We start from the raw sequence: 17,160 nt of genomic DNA, 5'->3' as shown, positions 1-17,160 counted from the left end.
GCCGGATTGTAACGCGCTGGCACGCCATTGTCTGACGCAAGCCTGAACAGATGGCGAGAGTGGTGTTTTTTTGGGCAACCGGCGGGTTGTCAGCGCGGTAACTGACACTCGGCGTGGCAAGGACAGCTGACCAGATGATCGTTCACCATCCCCACCGCCTGCATAAAGGCGTAACAGATGGTGCTGCCGACGAAGTTGAAGCCGAGCTTCTTGAGCGCTTTCGACATGGCATCCGACTCCGGCGAGGTCGCCGGAATATCGCCGTTGCCCTGCCGCTGGTTGACGATGGGGGCGCCGCCGACAAAGCCCCACAGGTAGTCGGCGAAGTCGATCCCCTGCTCCTGCAACGCCAGATAAGCGCGGGCATTTCTGATGATCGACTGCACCTTGAGCCGGTTGCGGATAATGCCGCTGTCCTGCATCAACCGCTCCACATCCTGCTCGTCGAAGCGGGCAATCTGCACCGGATCAAAGTCCGCATAGGCGCGGTAGTAGCTCTCGGTGCGCTTGAGGATGGTGATCCACGACAGCCCCGCCTGCTGGCCGTCGAGGCAGAGCTTGGCAAACAGCTCGCGCGAGTCATAGACCGGCCTGCCCCACTGTTTGTCATGGTATTCAATGTATTCCGGGTCCTTGGTCACCCAGGCGCAGCGCAGTTCCATTTCCTCTCCCTCGTTATTTCAGCGGTTTGCCCAACCCTGCCCACTCTGCAGGCGGCACTGCTCACATCATATACCGGACATCCCGCCCGACCAGCCATGGCACAGCACCATCCCGCGAATCCGCTGCAATTTCGCCTATTATCCGACCATGCCAGACGGTATACTCCCTCGGTTCACATTCAGTAAATCTTGCTCTGATTTTCACTTCGCGCGAAAAAAATTATGCAAAAATTCGATGTCAAAACCTTTCAGGGCCTGATCCTGCAGCTGCAGGACTATTGGTCCCGCCAGGGCTGTACCATCATTCAGCCGCTGGATATGGAAGTGGGTGCCGGTACTTCCCACCCCATGACCTGTCTGCGTGCCCTGGGCCCGGAGCCCATCGCCTGCGCCTACGTGCAACCGTCCCGCCGTCCGACCGACGGCCGCTACGGTGAAAACCCGAACCGCCTGCAGCACTACTACCAGTTCCAGGTGATCATCAAGCCTTCCCCCGACAACATTCAGGAACTCTATCTGGGCTCCCTGAAAGAGCTGGGCATGGATCCTGAAATCCACGACATCCGCTTCGTGGAAGACAACTGGGAAAACCCGACCTTGGGTGCCTGGGGTCTGGGTTGGGAAGTGTGGCTGAACGGCATGGAAGTGACCCAGTTCACCTACTTCCAGCAAGTGGGCGGCCTCGAGTGCAAGCCGGTCACCGGCGAGATCACCTACGGTCTCGAGCGTCTGGCCATGTACATTCAGGGCGTAGACAGCGTCTACGATCTGGTCTGGTCTGACGGCCCGCTGGGCAAAACCACCTACGGCGACGTGTTCCACCAGAACGAAGTGGAGCAATCCACCTACAACTTCGAACACGCAGATGTGGAGTTCCTGTTCCACTGCTTCGAGCAGTACGAGAAGGAAGCCCAGAATCTGCTGGCACTGGAAAAACCGCTGCCGCTACCTGCCTACGAGCGCATCCTCAAAGCCGCTCACTCCTTCAACCTGCTGGATGCCCGCAAGGCCATCTCGGTCACCGAGCGTCAGCGCTACATCCTGCGCATTCGCACCCTGACCAAGGCCGTGGCAGAGGCATACTACGCCTCCCGCGAAGCGCTGGGCTTCCCTATGTGTCAGCGCAGTGAGAACAAGCAAGGTTAAGGAACGGACATGGCACAACATACATTTCTGGTAGAGATCGGTACTGCTGAGCTGCCGCCCAAAGCCCTGCGCTCCCTGGCCGAAGCCTTTGCCGACAACTTCAAAGCCGAACTGACCAAGGCCGATCTGGCCTTCGGCGACGTCGAGTGGTTTGCCTCACCGCGCCGTCTGGCGCTGAAGGTGAGCGAGCTGGCCGGCGAACAGCCGAGCAAGAGCGTCGAGAAGCGCGGCCCGGCCGTAGCGCAGGCGTTCGATGCCGAAGGCAAGCCGACCAAGGCTGCCGAAGGCTGGGCCCGTGGCAACGGCATCACAGTTGAGCAGGCCGAGCGTCTGGTCACCGACAAGGGCGAGTGGCTGGTTCACACCGCCAAGGTCGAAGGCCGTCCGGCCGTCGATCTGCTGGGTGAGCTGGTTAGCCAGGCGCTGGCCAAGCTGCCGATCCCGAAAATGATGCGCTGGGGCGACAAGACCATCCAGTTCGTGCGTCCGGTCTTCACCGTGACCCTGCTGCTGGATGGCGAGCTGGTCCCCGCCCACATTCTGGGTATCGACTCTGCCCGCACCATCCGCGGTCACCGCTTTATGGGCGAGAGCGAATTCACCATCGACAACGCCAGCCAGTACCCGCAGATCCTGCAGGAGCGCGGCATGGTGATTGCCGACTTCATGGCGCGCAAGGCCAAGATCAAGGCTGACGTCGAAGCGGCCGCTGCCGCCTTCGGTGGCGTGGCCGATCTGGACGACGCCCTGCTGGAAGAAGTGACCGCACTGGTCGAGTGGCCTGTGGTGCTGACCGCCAACTTCGAAGAGAAGTTCCTGGCCGTGCCGGCTGAAGCGCTGGTTCACACCATGAAGGGTGACCAGAAGTACTTCCCGGTCTACGACAAGAACGGCAAGCTGCTGCCGAAGTTCATCTTCGTCACCAACATCGAGTCCAAAGACCCGAGCCAGATCATCAGCGGCAACGAGAAGGTGGTTCGCCCCCGTCTCTCTGACGCCGAGTTCTTCTTCAAGACCGACCTCAAGCAGACCCTGGCCTCCCGCCTGCCGCGCCTTGAAACCGTGCTGTTCCAGCAACAGCTGGGCACCGTCAAGGCCAAGGTCGAGCGTATCGAGACCGTCGCCGGCTTTATCGCCGAGCGCATCGGCGCCGACGTGGCTCAGGCCAAGCGTGCCGGTCTGCTCTCCAAGTGTGACCTGATGACCAACATGGTCGGCGAGTTCACCGACACCCAGGGTGTCATGGGGATGCACTACGCCCGTCACGATGGCGAAGACGAAGCAGTAGCTGTGGCCCTCAACGAGCAGTACATGCCGCGCTTTGCCGGTGATGCCCTGCCGTCCGGTCTGGTTGCCTGCGCCGTCGCGCTGGCCGACAAGTTCGACACTCTGGCCGGTATCTTCGGCATCGGCATGCTGCCGAAGGGTGACAAGGACCCGTTCGCCCTGCGTCGCGCCGCCATCGGTGCCCTGCGCATCATGACCGAGAAGCAGCTGGATCTGGATCTGGTTGAACTGGTTGAAGAAGCGGTACGCGTCTACGGCGACAAGCTGACCAACAAAACCGTCGTCACCGACGTGGTCGACTTTATGCTGGGCCGCTTCCGCGCCGCCTATCAGGACGAAGGCATCGGTGCCGACGTGGTGCTGGCCGTACTGGCCCGCCGCCCGACCCGTCCGCTCGACTTCGATCGTCGCGTCAAGGCCGTCAGCCACTTCCGCACGCTGGATGCCGCCCTGGCATTGGCTGCCGCCAACAAGCGCGTGAGCAACATTCTGGCCAAGGTTGAAGGCGAGTTGCCGACTGCCGTCAAACCGGAACTGCTGGTCGATGCCGCCGAGAAGGCGCTGGCCACCCAGGTTGCCGAACTGCAAGCCGAACTGGCCCCGCTGTTCGCTGCCGGTGACTATCAGGCGGCCCTCACCCATCTGGCCGCCCTGCGCGAGCCGGTCGATACCTTCTTCAACGAGGTAATGGTGATGGCCGACGACGACGCCCTCAAGGCCAACCGTCTGGCACTGCTGAACAACCTGCGCAACCTGTTCCTGCAAGTCGCGGATATCTCCCTGCTGCAGTGATCTTGGTTGGGTTGAGTGATAGTAAAAACGGCGCCGTAAGGCGCCTTTTTTATTTTGACGTATGTCATACATATAGAACTACATTATTGACACATCAAACACCTAGTGTTTATTTAAAAAACACCATGATTTTAGGGGTATGTTCACGTGTCCAAAATAAAAGCTCAAGAAAAATTCTATGAATTTTTAAAGGAGAAGCAAAAAGCCAACCTTTATTTTTCTAAGGAAGATGTAATATCTGCTACTGGTTGGAAATCTTCAACATTTAAATCATATTTAGGAAAGGGGTGGATAAGCAGTTTTATTGTTCAAGTAGAAAAGGATTTATTTGAAGCACAGAATACATTAAATATAAACTTCACCGAATTTAGAAAAAAGCAGTCTCAAAGTAAAAACTATAGGGAACTGGGTCATAATTGTAAAAACAATCTTGCGAGAGCATTACTGAAAAAATCTCGAGACAATATGATGCTAGCCCTAGAGTTATACAACAGGCCTTCACTAGAAAATAAATTAGATGGTTTTGTAATGCTCTTTTCAACTGCTTGGGAACAATTACTAAAAGCTATCATCATCGAACGCCAAGGTGAAAAAGGAATTTATACCACGGTGAGTAAAAAAGGGATTAAGCAAACTATATCTCTGCGCCAATCATTAGATAAAATATTTCCTAGCACCGAAAATAAAACCAGGAAAAATATCGAAAGAATTTCTGATTGGCGTGACAATGCTGTTCACCTTTTAATGCCAGAGATTCAAGGCTTAGCATCGAGAGTTTTTCAGGCCGGCGTTATTAATTACTCAACTCAATTCGAAGAATTTTCTGAGGTTCCCTTTCTATCTTATCAGCATGCTGGAATGCTATCTCTTGTTGGAGACTTCAATATTCCTCCTATATCTATCCTCAGAGATCAATATGGTGACTCTTGTGATGAAATTTTATCACTAGCAAGAACATTACAAGATGAGATTGAGGAAAATAATGATATTGATTTTGCGATACCAATAAATGTTTCCCTCGTCTATGCAAAAAAAGATAGCACAGGTCTTAAGATACTTGCTAACGCAAATGGTAGTAAAGAAGATTTAGAGAATTTAAGAAATGCATTAATTGTAGAAAAAGCTGTAGACCCAGAGAAAACACATCCATATCCTCAAGGCGTAGCAATCAAAGAAATAAACAAAATATTGCAAGAAAGCTACTCTACAGAAAAGCTGTTTGCTTGTTTACCTGCACGAGATAAGAATGATAAACCAACACTAAATAATCACTGCTTTTTATCATTGGTAGAAAAAACAGGATGGAAGAAAAACAATAACGACTTCCACCATTACCAAGCTATTTCGAATAGACATTTATACTCTGATTTATGTATACAAGAATCAGTGAAGAAAATAACTGAAAACGATTCTTTCCTAAAAAATGCAAAAAAAGAAAAAGGAAAATAACCTAGTTCTCTAATCTCTAGCCCGTAGGTTCGATTAGCCGTCAGGCGTAATCGGACGTTAGCGTAAATGGATTCTCCCACCATCACGGCCAGCCGAATTTCCCCTCCGGCTGGCCACCCCTGTTGCACGGCAACAACCGCAATCAAAGCTTCTCGTTCGTCCGATTACGCTTCGCTAATCGAACCTACAGGGGGTAATGAGCTGTTATCATTTGAGACAGATCCCAGCGCCGCCACGGCCAATCAGAGGAACGTCATGGACATACCAGCCGCCCCATCCCCCGCCATCTGCCAACAGTGTCAGGAGCAGGCGGATCTCGACTTCGACTTCACCATGGCCTTTCAGCCCATCGTCGATTGCAGCAAGCGCACCCTCTTCGGCTACGAGGCGCTGGTGCGGGGGCTCAACAACGAGCCGGCGCAGAGCGTGATTGCCAGGGTCAACGACGACAATCGCTACCGCTTCGACCAGCTGTGCCGGATCAAGGCCATCGCGCTGGCGGCACGGCTCGGTATGAAGGGGATGCTGAGCATCAACTTTCTGCCCAATGCGGTCTATCGCCCGGAGCGCTGCATTCGCACCACCCTGCAGGCGGCCCGCGAGCACCTCTTCCCCATCGAGCAGATCATGTTCGAGCTGACCGAGGTGGAGCAGGTGCAGAATAGCCAGCATCTTCGCGGCATCGTCGATCACTATCAGGCGCTCGGCTTCAAGACGGCGATCGATGACTTTGGCGCCGGTTACTCGGGCCTCAACCTGCTGGCCGATTTTCATCCCAACATCGTCAAACTCGATATGCACCTGCTGCGCGGCATCGACCAGGACCCGACCCAGCAAGCCATAGTGCGCCACTGTCTGGCCCTGTTTGCCGAGTTGCAGATCACCCCGCTGGCGGAGGGGGTCGAGACCCGCGAAGAGATGGCCTGCCTGCGGGAGATGGGCATCAGCCTGATGCAGGGCTACCTGTTCGCCCGCCCCGGCTTCGAAATCCTGCCCGAAGTAGATTTCGCCAGCCTGTAAGCCATATCAACCGCGGCTGCGTAAACATCCGGCTCCATAGCGCTGGATGACAAGCGGTTTAGCCAGCACCACTGCTATGATGCTGGCACCTGTTCATCAACGACCGAGATATCATGAAACGCAAAACCATGGCCCTGCTGCTGGGCACCCATCTGCTGGTCGCGGCGGCAGGCTTTGCCGCCGGTGTCTACACCCTGCCGATCCTGATCGCGCCACCCGCCCCTGATACCGAGCAGGTAGCGGCCAGCCAGCAGCAAGCGAGTTTCCACGGCACCTTTCGCCGGGATCTGAAAGACAGCGATCGGCTGCACTGGGGAGAAGGCAAGGTGAGCATAGGGCAGGATGCCATCAGTCTGATGGGCAAGCTGGCCCCCGGGCCGGACTACCAGCTCTACCTCTCCCCCGAGTTTGTCGAGACCGAAGCCGATTTTGCCCGCCTCAAGGATCAGATGGTGCGAGTCGGGCCAGTGAAGACCTTCGACAACTTTATCGTGCCGCTGCCCGCCACGATCGATCCGGCCCGCTACAGCAGCGTGATCGTCTGGTGTGAAACCTTCAGCCAGTTCATCACCGCCGCCCGTTATCAGGATCTGCGCCCGGAGCAGTAACCTCGCCCCAGACCCGCACCATGAAAAAGGGCTGACATCGCTGTCAGCCCTTTGGCTATCCGCCCCTTCGTCATTAACGCTCCGGCTTGGTCATCTCCTGCAGCAGCTGATCGATGCAGCCCACTACCTGTTCTGAGTTCTGCTCGATTTCGCGGTAGAGCGCCTCCGCCTCTTCATGCTTGTGCTGATTTTTCAGCTCGATAACCTGCTGGATCACCTGATGCAGTCTGGCGTGGGGGGCGGCCATCGCCCTGAAGGCGGGTTGATCGCCGCAGCATGCCAGCCCTTCGCTGAAGTACCAGTGGCCAAGGCGGCACTCCTTGTCACTGACCGCCTCGCTGCGCGACAGCCCCTCCTGCCCATCCAGATAGGCACGCACCCGGGTCTTCCAGCCCATGTGAGCGGCGCGGGCGCGACTCAGCACCATCCGCACGTTGGAACCATCCTGGAACTGCCCGGCCAGATCCCCCAGCTTGTCCACCAGGGTCGCCACATGGCTGGCGATATGGGCGGTATCCCGCGCCACCAGAGTGGTGGCCTGGGAGATCTCGTGGACGCTGACGATATTGCGGGTGATCTCGTCGCTCACCGAGGACTGCTCCTCCGAAGCGGCGGCGATCTGGGTATTCATGTCGCGAATGCTGTTGACCGCCCCCTTGATCCGGCCGAGGGCTTCTCCCGCCTGATTGGCCCGCTCCACCGACTCCCCCGCCCGCGAGACACTGTGTTCGATCATGGTCACCGTGGTGCCCACCGCCCGTTGCAACTGCTCTATGGTGCCGCGGATCTCGGCAGTGGAGTGCTGGGTGCGCCCGGCCAGCGAGCGCACCTCGTCGGCCACCACCGCAAAACCGCGCCCCTGTTCACCGGCCCGGGCCGCCTCGATGGCGGCGTTGAGAGCCAGCAGGTTGGTCTGCTCGGCGATGGACTGGATCACCGCCAGCACAGAGCCAATCTGCTCGCTGGCCTTGGCGACCTCTTTCACCGTGTTGCCCGCGCTGGCGATCTCCTCGGCCAGCTGTTCGATCATGTTGACGCTCTGCTGCACCACCTCATCGCCGGTGACCGCCTGATTGTCCGCTTCGTTGGCCGCTTCGGCCGCCTGTGCCGTGTTGTTGGCTACCTCGTGTACCGTGCTGGTCATCTCGGTCATGGCGGTGGCGAGCTGGGTGGTCTGCTCCTGCTGGCGCGTCATGCTGCCAAGGTTGCCCGCCGCACTGCGCGACAGCCGCTCGCTCTCGCCAGCCAGTTCGCCCAGAGTCGCGGTGAGCTGGCTGATGGTGTCGCGGATCTTGGCAACAAAGCCATTGAACGCCGACCCGAGCCGGCGGATCTCCTCCGGCCCCGCCACCGGCAGCTTGCTGCCGAGATCGCCGGAGCCATTGGCCAGCGCCTCCAGCGCCTTGACGCTGTCGAGCAGCGGTCTATTGATACGACTGAGTGCGAACGCCATCACCATGGCAATCACCAAAGCCCCTACCAGAGAGATGATCGCCATCTGCCAGCCCTGACGAACCAGATCGGCCGCGACCAGGCTGTGATCCCGGGTCAACTCGATGATACCGACCGCCTTGCCGGAGTAATCACGCAGGGGCGCCGCCATCACCAGCAAATCACTCCCCTGCTGCGTCATATTGACGAAACGTTCCTCACCGGCCAGTACCGGCTGATACCACGCCATCGCCTCACCAAGCCGGGGTGTACCAACCAGCGTCACCAGCTTGCCCTGCTCAAACAGATAGATGGCGAGCTGCACCTGCTTGTTCAGCAGTTGACCAAACAGCTTTTCATCCAGGGCACGACCAAACTCCACCGAACCGACCGGCTGCCCGTTGAAGGTGACCGGTACCACCCCGCGCAAACCGGTACCAGCCACGCCAATCTCCAGCCCGCCAACGGCATGATGCTCGCGATTCGCCTCAACCACAGTGGGGCGGATGGCAGAGAGGTCATCACCGTGTTTTTCCGGCTTGTGTACCCGATAGAGGGAGGTGGCAGGCGGCAGGTGGAACTGGAACTGCTCGATCCCCTGCGCCTTGATAGCAGGCCAGAGCGGATCAAAGAGGTTGGCGAGGGTCTGCCAATCCTTGTCGGCCACCGCTTTGGCTGCATCCGGCCGCTGGGCGATCAGGGTCGCCGCCAGCACGGTTTCATGGCTGGTGTTTTTGATCACCGCTTCCACATTCTGGAGCTGGCTACGCAGTGCAGCCTGCTCGGCCGCGAGCGCCCGCTGGCGATTTTCAAACAGATTAAAGGTAAGCAGCACCACGGCGAGCAATACGATGCCGCCGATTGCCAGCAGCGTGATCTGGTGACCCAGCTTGCGAGGGGGGAACATAAGACACCATCCTTGACAGTCATATCCAACCTACAGGATGGAACGGTTAAGTCGGGAGTCCATCAGAACTTAACCCTTTGTTGATATTGATCAAACGATTAACAAGCAAAATGCGAGGCAGCTCAAACGGGGGGAATATTCACTCACAAGGCCGAGATCGGCACTGCGAGCCACAGGTTGAAAGTAAACCGCCCATAAACAAAAACCCCCTCGTGACAGAGGGGGTTTTTCGTTTTGGCAACGGGTGCGGATTAACGCAGCGGTTTGACCGAGCGACGGACGATCAGCTCGGGCTGTACCGTCATCGATTCCACTTCCAGCTCCTTGTTGCGGATCCGGCTGACCAGATGCTTCACCGCCAGCTGGCCCAGTTCGGCCTTAGGGTGACGGATGGTGGTCAGCGGCGGGCTGGAGAAGCGCGCCATCTCCACATCGTCGTAGCCGATGATGGAGATATCGTCCGGCACCTTGACTCCCGCTTCCCAGGCAGCGCAAATCGCGCCGATCGCCATGGGATCGTCGAAGGCAAAGACCGCGGTCGGACGAGGCTGCAGGGCCAGAATGCGCTGCATGGCATCGAAGCCACTCTGGCTCTCGTAATCCCCTTCAAAGACCTGTTCATCTTTGAGGGTCAGACCTTGTTCGCCCAGCGCATCACGTACTCCGTCCAGTCGCTGCTGGGTGGTCGGCTTGGAGAGCTGGCCAGTGATGCAGACGATGTCGCGGTGCCCCAGCTCCAGCAGATGGCGAACGGCCATGCGGGCGCCGATGCGGGCGTTGTCGTTGATGACGTTGGCGAAATCGCACTCCGTGCCCCAATCCAGTACCACCTGTGGCACGTTCTTGTGGATGCGCAGCATGTCGCGCAACGGGGTGTCGATATCGGTACCCAATACCAGCAGGCCATCCACCCGTTTTTCCATCAGCATTCTCAGGTAATGCTGTTGGCGAGGCGGCTGGTTTTCGGTGTTGCAGAGGATCAGGCTGTAGCCCTGTTCGAAGCAGTACGCTTCAACCCCTTGCACCACTTCTGCGAAGAAGGGGTTTACGCTGGTGGTGACCAGCATACCAATGGTCTTGGTCGAATTTATTTTAAGACTGCGCGCTACCGAGTTGGGCGCGTAGTTGAGTTCTGCCACCGCCTCAATCACTTTCTGGGTCGCGTCTTCGCTGACCCGCCGAGTGTGGTTGAGCACATGTGAGACGGTGGAGATGGATACGCCTGCGCGCGAGGCGACATCCTTGATAGTGGCCATCTCTGTCTCCTGACTGTCAAAGGCGGAACATTAGCAGATTTCCCGAATAAAGGCTTGGTTTTAACGAGCTCTGCCACGGAATTGTCAATGCCGGCTAATTTAGGCGCTCATTTCTGTTTGCGCAAATGGATTCTGGTCAAAATGGGAGCACTGTTAGAGTAAAATATCGCCAGATTAATCCTCTGGCGTTTGTCAGAACCGCCTCTCGTTACCAAGATGTTAAGTCAACAAATCAAAATTAAGCTCTGATTAGCCGAAAATAACAGGTCATTTATTTCAAAATCCACCCATCAAGCCCCCTCTGGTTAGTATCTTTAACAGCTTGTTATTGCCCCGTGAGGAATGATAGAACCATACCTATAGCCGGATGCACGGGATGTAGATCCGGAATGGCACACGGAAATGAAACAATCCACTGATTAAGGGACGAATCAATGCATAAGTTGAGCAAAATCACAGTTGGCGCAGCGGTTTCTTTGGCTCTGTTTGGATCGATCTCCATCGCCCACGCGGCAGACACCATCAAGATCGGTATCGCAGGCCCGGTCACCGGTCCGGTAGCCCAGTACGGGGACATGCAGTTCACCGGCGGCAAGATGGCGGTCGAGCAGATCAACAAGGCTGGCGGCATCAATGGCAAGCAGATCGAAGCGGTCGTCTATGACGATGCCTGCGATCCCAAGCAGGCGGTGGCCGTTGCCAACAAGGTGGTGAACGATGGCGTCAAGTTCGTGGTCGGCCACCTCTGCTCCGACAACACCCTGCCTGCCTCCGACATCTATGAAGACGAGGGGATCCTGATGGTCACCCCCGCCTCCACCAACCCCAAGATCACCGAGCGCGGTTACCAGCTGACCCTGCGCACCATCGGCCTGGATAGCGATCAGGGCCCGACTGCCGCCAAATACATCATCGAGCAGGTCAAACCCCAGCGCGTGGCCGTTATCCACGACAAGAAGCAGTATGGCGAAGGGATCGCTTCCAGCGTCAAAGCAGCGCTCGACAAGGCTGGCGTGAAAGTAGTGGCCTTTGAAGGGATCACCGCCGGTGACAAGGACTTCTCCGCCCTGATCGCCAAACTGCAGAAAGAGAACGTCGATTTCGTCTACTACGGCGGCTATCACCCTGAGCTGGGTCTGATCCTGCGTCAGGCTGGCGAGAAGGGGCTGAAAGCCAAGTTCATGGGCCCGGAAGGGGTGGGTAACAAGGATATCTCCGCCATCGGCGGCCCGGCTTCCGAAGGCCTGCTGGTGACCCTGCCGAACAAATACGATCTGGTTCCTGCCAACGCCCCGCTGGTGGCGGCGTTCAAGGCCAAGGGTCAGGACTCCTCCGGCCCGTTCGTCTGGACTACCTATGCCGCGGTGCAAACCCTGGCCGCCGGTATCGCCAAGGCGGGTGAAGATGACCCGGCCGCCGTTGCCGCCGCCATCAAGGCTGCGCCGATCGATACCGTGATGGGCCCCCTGACCTGGGCACCGAACGGTGACCTGAAAGGCTTCGAATTCGGTGTGTTCCAGTGGCACGCTGACGGTACTTCCAGCCAAGTCAAATAATCTGCCGATCGGGGGTGAGTACGCTCACCCCCTCCTCTCTTTGCGGGCAAGTACAGGGAACGCAGTATGTCCGAACACCTCCTCTATCTGGTTCAGCAACTGCTGAACGGATTAACCATAGGCAGCACCTATGCGTTGATCGCCATTGGCTACACCATGGTCTATGGCATCATCGGCATGATCAACTTCGCCCACGGCGAGGTGTACATGATCGGCTCCTATGTCGCTTTTATGGTGATGGCGGGGCTCATGATGATGGGCATCGACAGCACCTTTCTACTGCTGGGAGGCGCCTTCCTGGTCAGTATCATCATCACCGGCACCTACGGCTGGAGCATCGAGCGGGTCGCCTACCGGCCACTGCGCGGTGGCAACCGGCTGATCCCCCTTATCTCCGCCATCGGCATGTCGATCTTCCTGCAGAACATGATGCGGATGGCGCAGGGCTCGCGGGATATCGCCATGCCCAGCCTGATCTCCGGTGGCTGGACCCTGGGGGGGGAGGATGGTTTTCAGGCCAGCCTCTCCTATATGCAGCTGATCATTTTCGTGGTGACTTTCATCACCATGCTGGCGCTGACCCAGTTCATCGGCCGCTCCCGCATGGGCCGCGCCTGCCGCGCCTGTTCGGAAGATATCAAGATGGCCAACCTGTTAGGGATAGACACCCATGTAGTCATCTCCATCACCTTCGTACTGGGGGCTGCGCTGGCCGCCGTCGCCGGGGTGCTACTCGGCATGTATTACGGCGTCATCAACCCCTACCTCGGCTTTATGGCCGGTCTGAAGGCCTTCACTGCCGCTGTATTGGGCGGTATCGGCAGCATTCCGGGCGCCGTACTGGGCGGCCTGCTGCTCGGTGTGGTTGAAGCCCTCACCGCCGGTTATCTCAGCACCGAGTACAAGGATGTGATGGCGTTTGCCCTGCTCATTTTTGTGCTGCTCTTTATGCCGACCGGCATCCTGGGTCGTCCGGAAGTGGAGAAAGTGTGATGAAACATCAATTTATCCACGCCTGTATCGCCAGCCTGGTGTTGCTGGTGCTCTCTTTCTGGCTGCTCGGCTTCAAGCTGGAGACCGATGGCTCCAGCCTGCAGGTAGTGAGCCGCCTCGATGTGTCGCTGGCCTGGCTACTGGGGGGAGCCACCATTGTTTTCTGGTTCCAGATGCTGCGCGGCCAGATCGCCAAGCTGTTTCAGGCCTCCATCAGCGGCTTCTCGGTCGGCTTCACCAAGCTGGTGCTGCCGAGCCCGGAAGAGGCGCCCAAGCTCTATAACCTCACCGCCGTGCTGGTGCTGCTGTTTGCGGTGAGCTGGCCCTTTATGGCCTCTCGCGGCGCCATCGATCTCGCCACCCTCACCCTGATTTACATCATGCTGGGGCTGGGGCTGAACGTGGTGGTCGGCCTCGCCGGTCTGCTCGATCTCGGCTATGTCGGCTTCTATGCGGTCGGCGCCTACAGCTATGCCCTGCTCAACACCTACTTCGGACTGAGCTTCTGGGAGTGCCTGCCCATCGCCGGGCTGATGGCCGCTACCTTCGGCTTCCTGCTCGGGTTCCCGGTATTGCGGCTGCGGGGGGACTATCTGGCCATCGTCACTCTGGGTTTTGGCGAGATCATCCGCATCCTGCTCAACAACATGACCACCCTGACCGGCGGCCCGAACGGCATATCCGGCATTCCCAAGCCGACGCTGGGGGGTCTGGAGTTCAACCGCACCGTCAAGGATGGGGGCTTTGATACCTTCCACAACTTCTTCGGCATTACCTACAACGCCAACCACAAGGTGATCTTCCTATACCTGATGGCGCTGGTGCTGGTGGTGGTGACCCTGTTCGTCATCAACCGCCTGCTGCGGATGCCACTGGGCCGCGCCTGGGAAGCGCTGCGGGAAGACGAGATCGCCTGCAAATCGCTGGGGCTCAACCCCACCATCATCAAGCTGACCGCCTTCACCATAGGCGCCACCTTTGCCGGTTTCGCAGGCAGCTTCTTTGCCTCGCGGCAGGGCTTTATCAGCCCGGAATCCTTCGTCTTTATCGAGTCGGCCATAGTGCTGGCGATTGTGGTGCTGGGTGGCATGGGCTCCCAGATCGGGGTGGTGCTGGCTGCCATCGTGATGACGGTGCTGCCGGAGCTGGCCCGCGAATTCAACGAGTACCGCATGCTGATGTTCGGCCTCTTGATGGTGTTCATGATGATCTGGCGGCCACAGGGATTGCTGCCGATGACCCGTCCGCATCTGGAGTTGAAGAAATGAGTACACATCAGAAGTTAATGGAAGTCTCTGATTTGTCGATGCGCTTCGGGGGCCTGCTGGCCGTCAACGGGGTCAAGCTGGATATCGACAAGGGCGAGGTGATCTCCATCATCGGCCCCAACGGTGCGGGCAAGACCACCATCTTCAACTGCCTGACCGGCTTCTACAGCCCGAGCGGCGGCACCATCCGCTACAAAGGTGAGGAGATCCAGGGGCTGCCCGGCCACCTCATCGCCCGCAAGGGGATTGTGCGTACCTTCCAGCACGTGCGGCTGTTCAAGGAGATGACGGCGGTGGAGAACCTGCTGGTTGCCCAGCACCAGCACCTCAACACCAGCTTTATCGCCGGCCTGTTCAAGACCCCGGCCTTCCGCCGGGCGGAGCAGGAGGGGCTGGAGCGGGCCGCCTTCTGGCTGGATAAAGTGGGCCTCAAGGATCTCGCCAACCGCGCCGCCGGCAACCTGGCCTACGGTCAGCAGCGCCGACTCGAGATCGCCCGCTGCATGGCGACCCGTCCCGAGCTGCTGATGCTGGACGAACCGGCTGCCGGCCTCAACCCGAAGGAGACCGACGAGCTGGATGAGCTCATCATGAGCCTGCGGGACGAATTCGGGGTCTCGGTGCTGCTGATCGAGCACGATATGAAGCTGGTGATGGGCATCTCCAACCGCATCTTCGTGGTCAGCCAGGGCACCCCGCTGGCCCATGGCAAGCCGGATGAGATCCGTAACAACCCGGCAGTGATCAAGGCCTATCTGGGCGAGTCGTAAGGACAAAAAGATGTTAGAACTTCGCAACGTATCGACCCACTACGGCAAAATTCAGGCACTGCACGATGTCAGCGTCGAGGTGAAAGAGGGGGAAATCGTCACCCTGATCGGTGCCAACGGCGCTGGCAAAACCACCCTGCTGATGACCCTCTGCGGCGAACCCAAGCCCAGCAGCGGCTCCATCTGGTTTGAGGGGGAACAGATCAGCTCCCTCTCCACCGCCCGCATCATGCGCAAGGATATCGCCGTGGTGCCGGAGGGGCGTCGCATCTTCGCCCGCCTGACGGTGGAGGAGAACCTGCTGATGGGCGCCTTCTTCGTCGACAAGGCCGAGCAGCATGGCCTGCTGGATCAGGTGTTCACCCTGTTCCCGCGCCTGCACGAACGGCTGGAACAACGGGCAGGCACCATGTCCGGCGGCGAGCAGCAGATGCTGGCCATCGGCCGTGCCCTGATGAGCAAACCGCGCCTGCTGCTGCTGGATGAACCCTCGCTGGGGCTGGCCCCCATCGTCATCCAGCAGATCTTCGACACCATTGAGCAGTTGCGGCAGAAGGGGATGACCATCTTTCTGGTGGAGCAGAACGCCAACCAGGCGCTCAAGCTGGCCGACCGCGGCTATGTGCTGGAGAACGGCCACGTGGTGCTGCAAGACACGGGCGCCGCCCTGCTGGCCAACCCGGCAGTGCGGCAGGCCTATCTGGGCGGTTAACCCACTGACCCGCATGCCATATCAACAAGGGAGCCGCTGGCTCCCTTATCTTTTGTGGGGTTAGTTTGCGCCCAAGCTTGCGGTACACTGGCCCGTAATCAACCTATTCGCAGGACATCCCGATGGACCAGTTTGCCCATATCAATGCCCATGATGCCCACCAGAAACTGAGCGCGGGTGAAGCCCGTCTGGTGGATATTCGCGACCCGCAATCCTTTGAAGCGGCCCACGCGGTCGGCGCCTTCCACCTCACCAACGGCACCCTGGTGCGCTTTATGAATGAAGTGGATTTCGATACCCCGGTCATCGTGATGTGCTATCACGGCAACAGCAGTCAGGGGGCGGCCCAATACCTGCTGCAACAGGGTTATGACGAGGTCTACAGTCTGGATGGCGGCTTCGAGGCGTGGCGCCGGGAGTTTCCCATCGAGGCAGGCGAGGCATGATCCAGCTGCTGGTGCTCGACAACGCCCGCATGGCGCAGGCGCTGGTGGACTATCTGGCGACGCTGGGGATCTCCTGCGAGCTGACCCAGTCCGAGCTGGGGGTCACCATCTGGCTGGCGGACGAGCTACGCCTCGCCCAGGCCCAGCTGGAGGTGAAGCGCTTTCTGGCCGAGCCGGGCCACCCACGCTACATGGAGGCCTCCTGGCAATCAGGTAGCGCAGATGCCCGCATCGACTACAGCAAGGGGATGACGGATCCCATCACCGACTTCCTCCATCAGGCGGGGCCACTAACGCTGGTGGTGATCATCGCCTGTCTCGCCATCTACGGGATCGAGGCCATCGGCCTGCCCATTTTTGATCAACTGGCATTCCACCCGACGCTGGCCCAGTTCACCGACTGGCAGGCGTGGCGCTATTTCACCCCCGCCCTGATCCACTTCTCAGTGCTCCATCTGGTGTTCAATCTGCTCTGGTGGTGGTATCTGGGGGGCCAGATCGAGCAGCGCCTCGGCAGCGGCAAGCTGCTGATCCTGCTGCTGGTGGGCGCCGCCCTGCCCAATATCGCCGAGTTCTTCGCCAGCGGCCCGCTGTTTGGCGGCCTCTCCGGCGTGGTCTATGCCCTGCTCGGCTACTGCTGGCTGCGCAGCAAGCTGCAACCGGCCTGCGGCCTGACTCTGCCGCCGGCGCTGATGGGCTTTATGCTGTTCTGGATGGTGCTCGGCTTCTTCGACATGCTCGGCACCAGCACCGCCAACATCGCCCACCTGACCGGTCTGCTGGTCGGCCTGCTGCAAGGCTGGCTGGATCGCAACCACCAGCCGGGCTGATTTTTCAGCAGCCGCAGAAACGAGAAC

15 protein-coding genes are annotated in these 17,160 nt (G+C 58.5%); 12 read left to right on the top strand and 3 right to left on the bottom strand.

Annotated elements, in window-relative coordinates:
• Positions 1-89: 89 nt before the first annotated feature.
• A complete protein-coding gene (locus OKC43_RS19600; protein ID WP_047434822.1) occupies positions 90-662 on the bottom strand; it encodes a DNA-3-methyladenine glycosylase I in 573 nt (190 codons plus the stop codon).
• Between the two features lie 222 nt (positions 663-884).
• Here OKC43_RS19600 and glyQ point away from each other — a divergent pair, with 222 nt between their 5' ends.
• The 5 genes from glyQ to OKC43_RS19575 all read left to right on the top strand — a co-directional run bounded on the left by glyQ (position 885) and on the right by OKC43_RS19575 (position 6,964).
• A complete protein-coding gene (glyQ, locus tag OKC43_RS19595; RefSeq protein WP_005339464.1) occupies positions 885-1,808 on the top strand; it encodes a glycine--tRNA ligase subunit alpha in 924 nt (307 codons plus the stop codon).
• 9 nt (positions 1,809-1,817) lie between these two features.
• Entirely contained in the window at positions 1,818-3,887 is a 2,070-nt protein-coding gene (gene glyS / locus OKC43_RS19590; protein WP_236272658.1) for a glycine--tRNA ligase subunit beta, read from the top strand.
• 147 nt (positions 3,888-4,034) lie between these two features.
• Entirely contained in the window at positions 4,035-5,336 is a 1,302-nt protein-coding gene (locus tag OKC43_RS19585; RefSeq protein WP_100647144.1) for a DUF3644 domain-containing protein, read from the top strand.
• Between the two features lie 255 nt (positions 5,337-5,591).
• Positions 5,592-6,356 carry an EAL domain-containing protein gene (locus OKC43_RS19580; RefSeq protein ID WP_236272659.1) on the top strand — a complete coding sequence of 255 codons (765 nt, stop codon included), beginning with the start codon at positions 5,592-5,594 and terminating at the stop codon, positions 6,354-6,356.
• Between the two features lie 113 nt (positions 6,357-6,469).
• The gene (locus OKC43_RS19575) at positions 6,470-6,964 is read left to right on the top strand and encodes a DM13 domain-containing protein (RefSeq protein ID WP_236272660.1); all 495 of its coding nucleotides are present in this window, start codon (positions 6,470-6,472) and stop codon (positions 6,962-6,964) included.
• 73 nt (positions 6,965-7,037) lie between these two features.
• On the opposite strand, the gene OKC43_RS19570 is transcribed toward OKC43_RS19575, so the two are convergent.
• Together OKC43_RS19570 and OKC43_RS19565 are read right to left on the bottom strand one after the other, a co-directional pair.
• Positions 7,038-9,302 carry a methyl-accepting chemotaxis protein gene (locus tag OKC43_RS19570; protein WP_236272662.1) on the bottom strand — a complete coding sequence of 755 codons (2,265 nt, stop codon included), beginning with the start codon at positions 9,300-9,302 and terminating at the stop codon, positions 7,038-7,040.
• A 251-nt stretch (positions 9,303-9,553) separates the two neighbouring features.
• On the bottom strand, positions 9,554-10,558 hold the full coding sequence (locus tag OKC43_RS19565) for a substrate-binding domain-containing protein (protein WP_005357328.1): 1,005 nt from the start codon (positions 10,556-10,558) through the stop codon (positions 9,554-9,556).
• A 434-nt stretch (positions 10,559-10,992) separates the two neighbouring features.
• On the opposite strand from OKC43_RS19565, the gene OKC43_RS19560 reads away from it, so the two are divergent.
• The 7 genes from OKC43_RS19560 (at position 10,993) to glpG (ending at position 17,133) form a co-directional block, all read left to right on the top strand.
• Positions 10,993-12,114, top strand: a complete 1,122-nt coding sequence (locus tag OKC43_RS19560) for a branched-chain amino acid ABC transporter substrate-binding protein (protein WP_005339442.1) — start codon at positions 10,993-10,995, stop codon at positions 12,112-12,114.
• 66 nt (positions 12,115-12,180) lie between these two features.
• A complete protein-coding gene (livH, locus tag OKC43_RS19555) occupies positions 12,181-13,107 on the top strand; it encodes a high-affinity branched-chain amino acid ABC transporter permease LivH (protein WP_005339439.1) in 927 nt (308 codons plus the stop codon).
• Positions 13,107-14,375 carry a high-affinity branched-chain amino acid ABC transporter permease LivM gene (locus tag OKC43_RS19550; RefSeq protein WP_043825923.1) on the top strand — a complete coding sequence of 423 codons (1,269 nt, stop codon included), beginning with the start codon at positions 13,107-13,109 and terminating at the stop codon, positions 14,373-14,375. Before livH ends, OKC43_RS19550 begins: the two co-directional genes overlap by 1 nt.
• A complete protein-coding gene (gene livG / locus OKC43_RS19545; RefSeq protein WP_005357323.1) occupies positions 14,372-15,145 on the top strand; it encodes a high-affinity branched-chain amino acid ABC transporter ATP-binding protein LivG in 774 nt (257 codons plus the stop codon). The genes OKC43_RS19550 and livG overlap by 4 nt, the downstream gene beginning before the upstream one ends.
• Before the next feature lie 10 nt (positions 15,146-15,155).
• On the top strand, positions 15,156-15,857 hold the full coding sequence (locus tag OKC43_RS19540) for an ABC transporter ATP-binding protein (RefSeq protein WP_042032756.1): 702 nt from the start codon (positions 15,156-15,158) through the stop codon (positions 15,855-15,857).
• Between the two features lie 122 nt (positions 15,858-15,979).
• On the top strand, positions 15,980-16,303 hold the full coding sequence (glpE, locus tag OKC43_RS19535) for a thiosulfate sulfurtransferase GlpE (protein WP_005355913.1): 324 nt from the start codon (positions 15,980-15,982) through the stop codon (positions 16,301-16,303).
• Positions 16,300-17,133, top strand: coding sequence for a rhomboid family intramembrane serine protease GlpG (glpG, locus tag OKC43_RS19530; RefSeq protein WP_201954498.1), 834 nt, complete (start codon positions 16,300-16,302; stop codon positions 17,131-17,133). The genes glpE and glpG overlap by 4 nt, the downstream gene beginning before the upstream one ends.
• Positions 17,134-17,160: the final 27 nt, after the last annotated feature.

The organism is Aeromonas sp. Y289-2, from assembly GCF_027705925.1.
Lineage (GTDB): Bacteria > Pseudomonadota > Gammaproteobacteria > Enterobacterales > Aeromonadaceae > Aeromonas > Aeromonas veronii.
This window is presented reverse-complemented; position numbering and strand designations above follow the sequence as displayed.

What these genes read in the sequence shown, in the direction of transcription:
- OKC43_RS19575 (WP_236272660.1), top strand. Translation starts at nt 6,470, where the DNA reads ATGAAACGCAAAACCATGGCCCTGCTGCTGGGCACCCATCTGCTGGTC.
- livH (WP_005339439.1), top strand. Translation starts at nt 12,181, where the DNA reads ATGTCCGAACACCTCCTCTATCTGGTTCAGCAACTGCTGAACGGATTA.
- OKC43_RS19565 (WP_005357328.1), bottom strand. Translation starts at nt 10,558, where the DNA reads ATGGCCACTATCAAGGATGTCGCCTCGCGCGCAGGCGTATCCATCTCC.
- OKC43_RS19600 (WP_047434822.1), bottom strand. Translation starts at nt 662, where the DNA reads ATGGAACTGCGCTGCGCCTGGGTGACCAAGGACCCGGAATACATTGAA.
- OKC43_RS19580 (WP_236272659.1), top strand. Translation starts at nt 5,592, where the DNA reads ATGGACATACCAGCCGCCCCATCCCCCGCCATCTGCCAACAGTGTCAG.
- OKC43_RS19550 (WP_043825923.1), top strand. Translation starts at nt 13,107, where the DNA reads ATGAAACATCAATTTATCCACGCCTGTATCGCCAGCCTGGTGTTGCTG.
- OKC43_RS19560 (WP_005339442.1), top strand. Translation starts at nt 10,993, where the DNA reads ATGCATAAGTTGAGCAAAATCACAGTTGGCGCAGCGGTTTCTTTGGCT.
- glyS (WP_236272658.1), top strand. Translation starts at nt 1,818, where the DNA reads ATGGCACAACATACATTTCTGGTAGAGATCGGTACTGCTGAGCTGCCG.
- glpE (WP_005355913.1), top strand. Translation starts at nt 15,980, where the DNA reads ATGGACCAGTTTGCCCATATCAATGCCCATGATGCCCACCAGAAACTG.
- OKC43_RS19540 (WP_042032756.1), top strand. Translation starts at nt 15,156, where the DNA reads ATGTTAGAACTTCGCAACGTATCGACCCACTACGGCAAAATTCAGGCA.
- OKC43_RS19570 (WP_236272662.1), bottom strand. Translation starts at nt 9,302, where the DNA reads ATGTTCCCCCCTCGCAAGCTGGGTCACCAGATCACGCTGCTGGCAATC.
- glpG (WP_201954498.1), top strand. Translation starts at nt 16,300, where the DNA reads ATGATCCAGCTGCTGGTGCTCGACAACGCCCGCATGGCGCAGGCGCTG.
- glyQ (WP_005339464.1), top strand. Translation starts at nt 885, where the DNA reads ATGCAAAAATTCGATGTCAAAACCTTTCAGGGCCTGATCCTGCAGCTG.
- livG (WP_005357323.1), top strand. Translation starts at nt 14,372, where the DNA reads ATGAGTACACATCAGAAGTTAATGGAAGTCTCTGATTTGTCGATGCGC.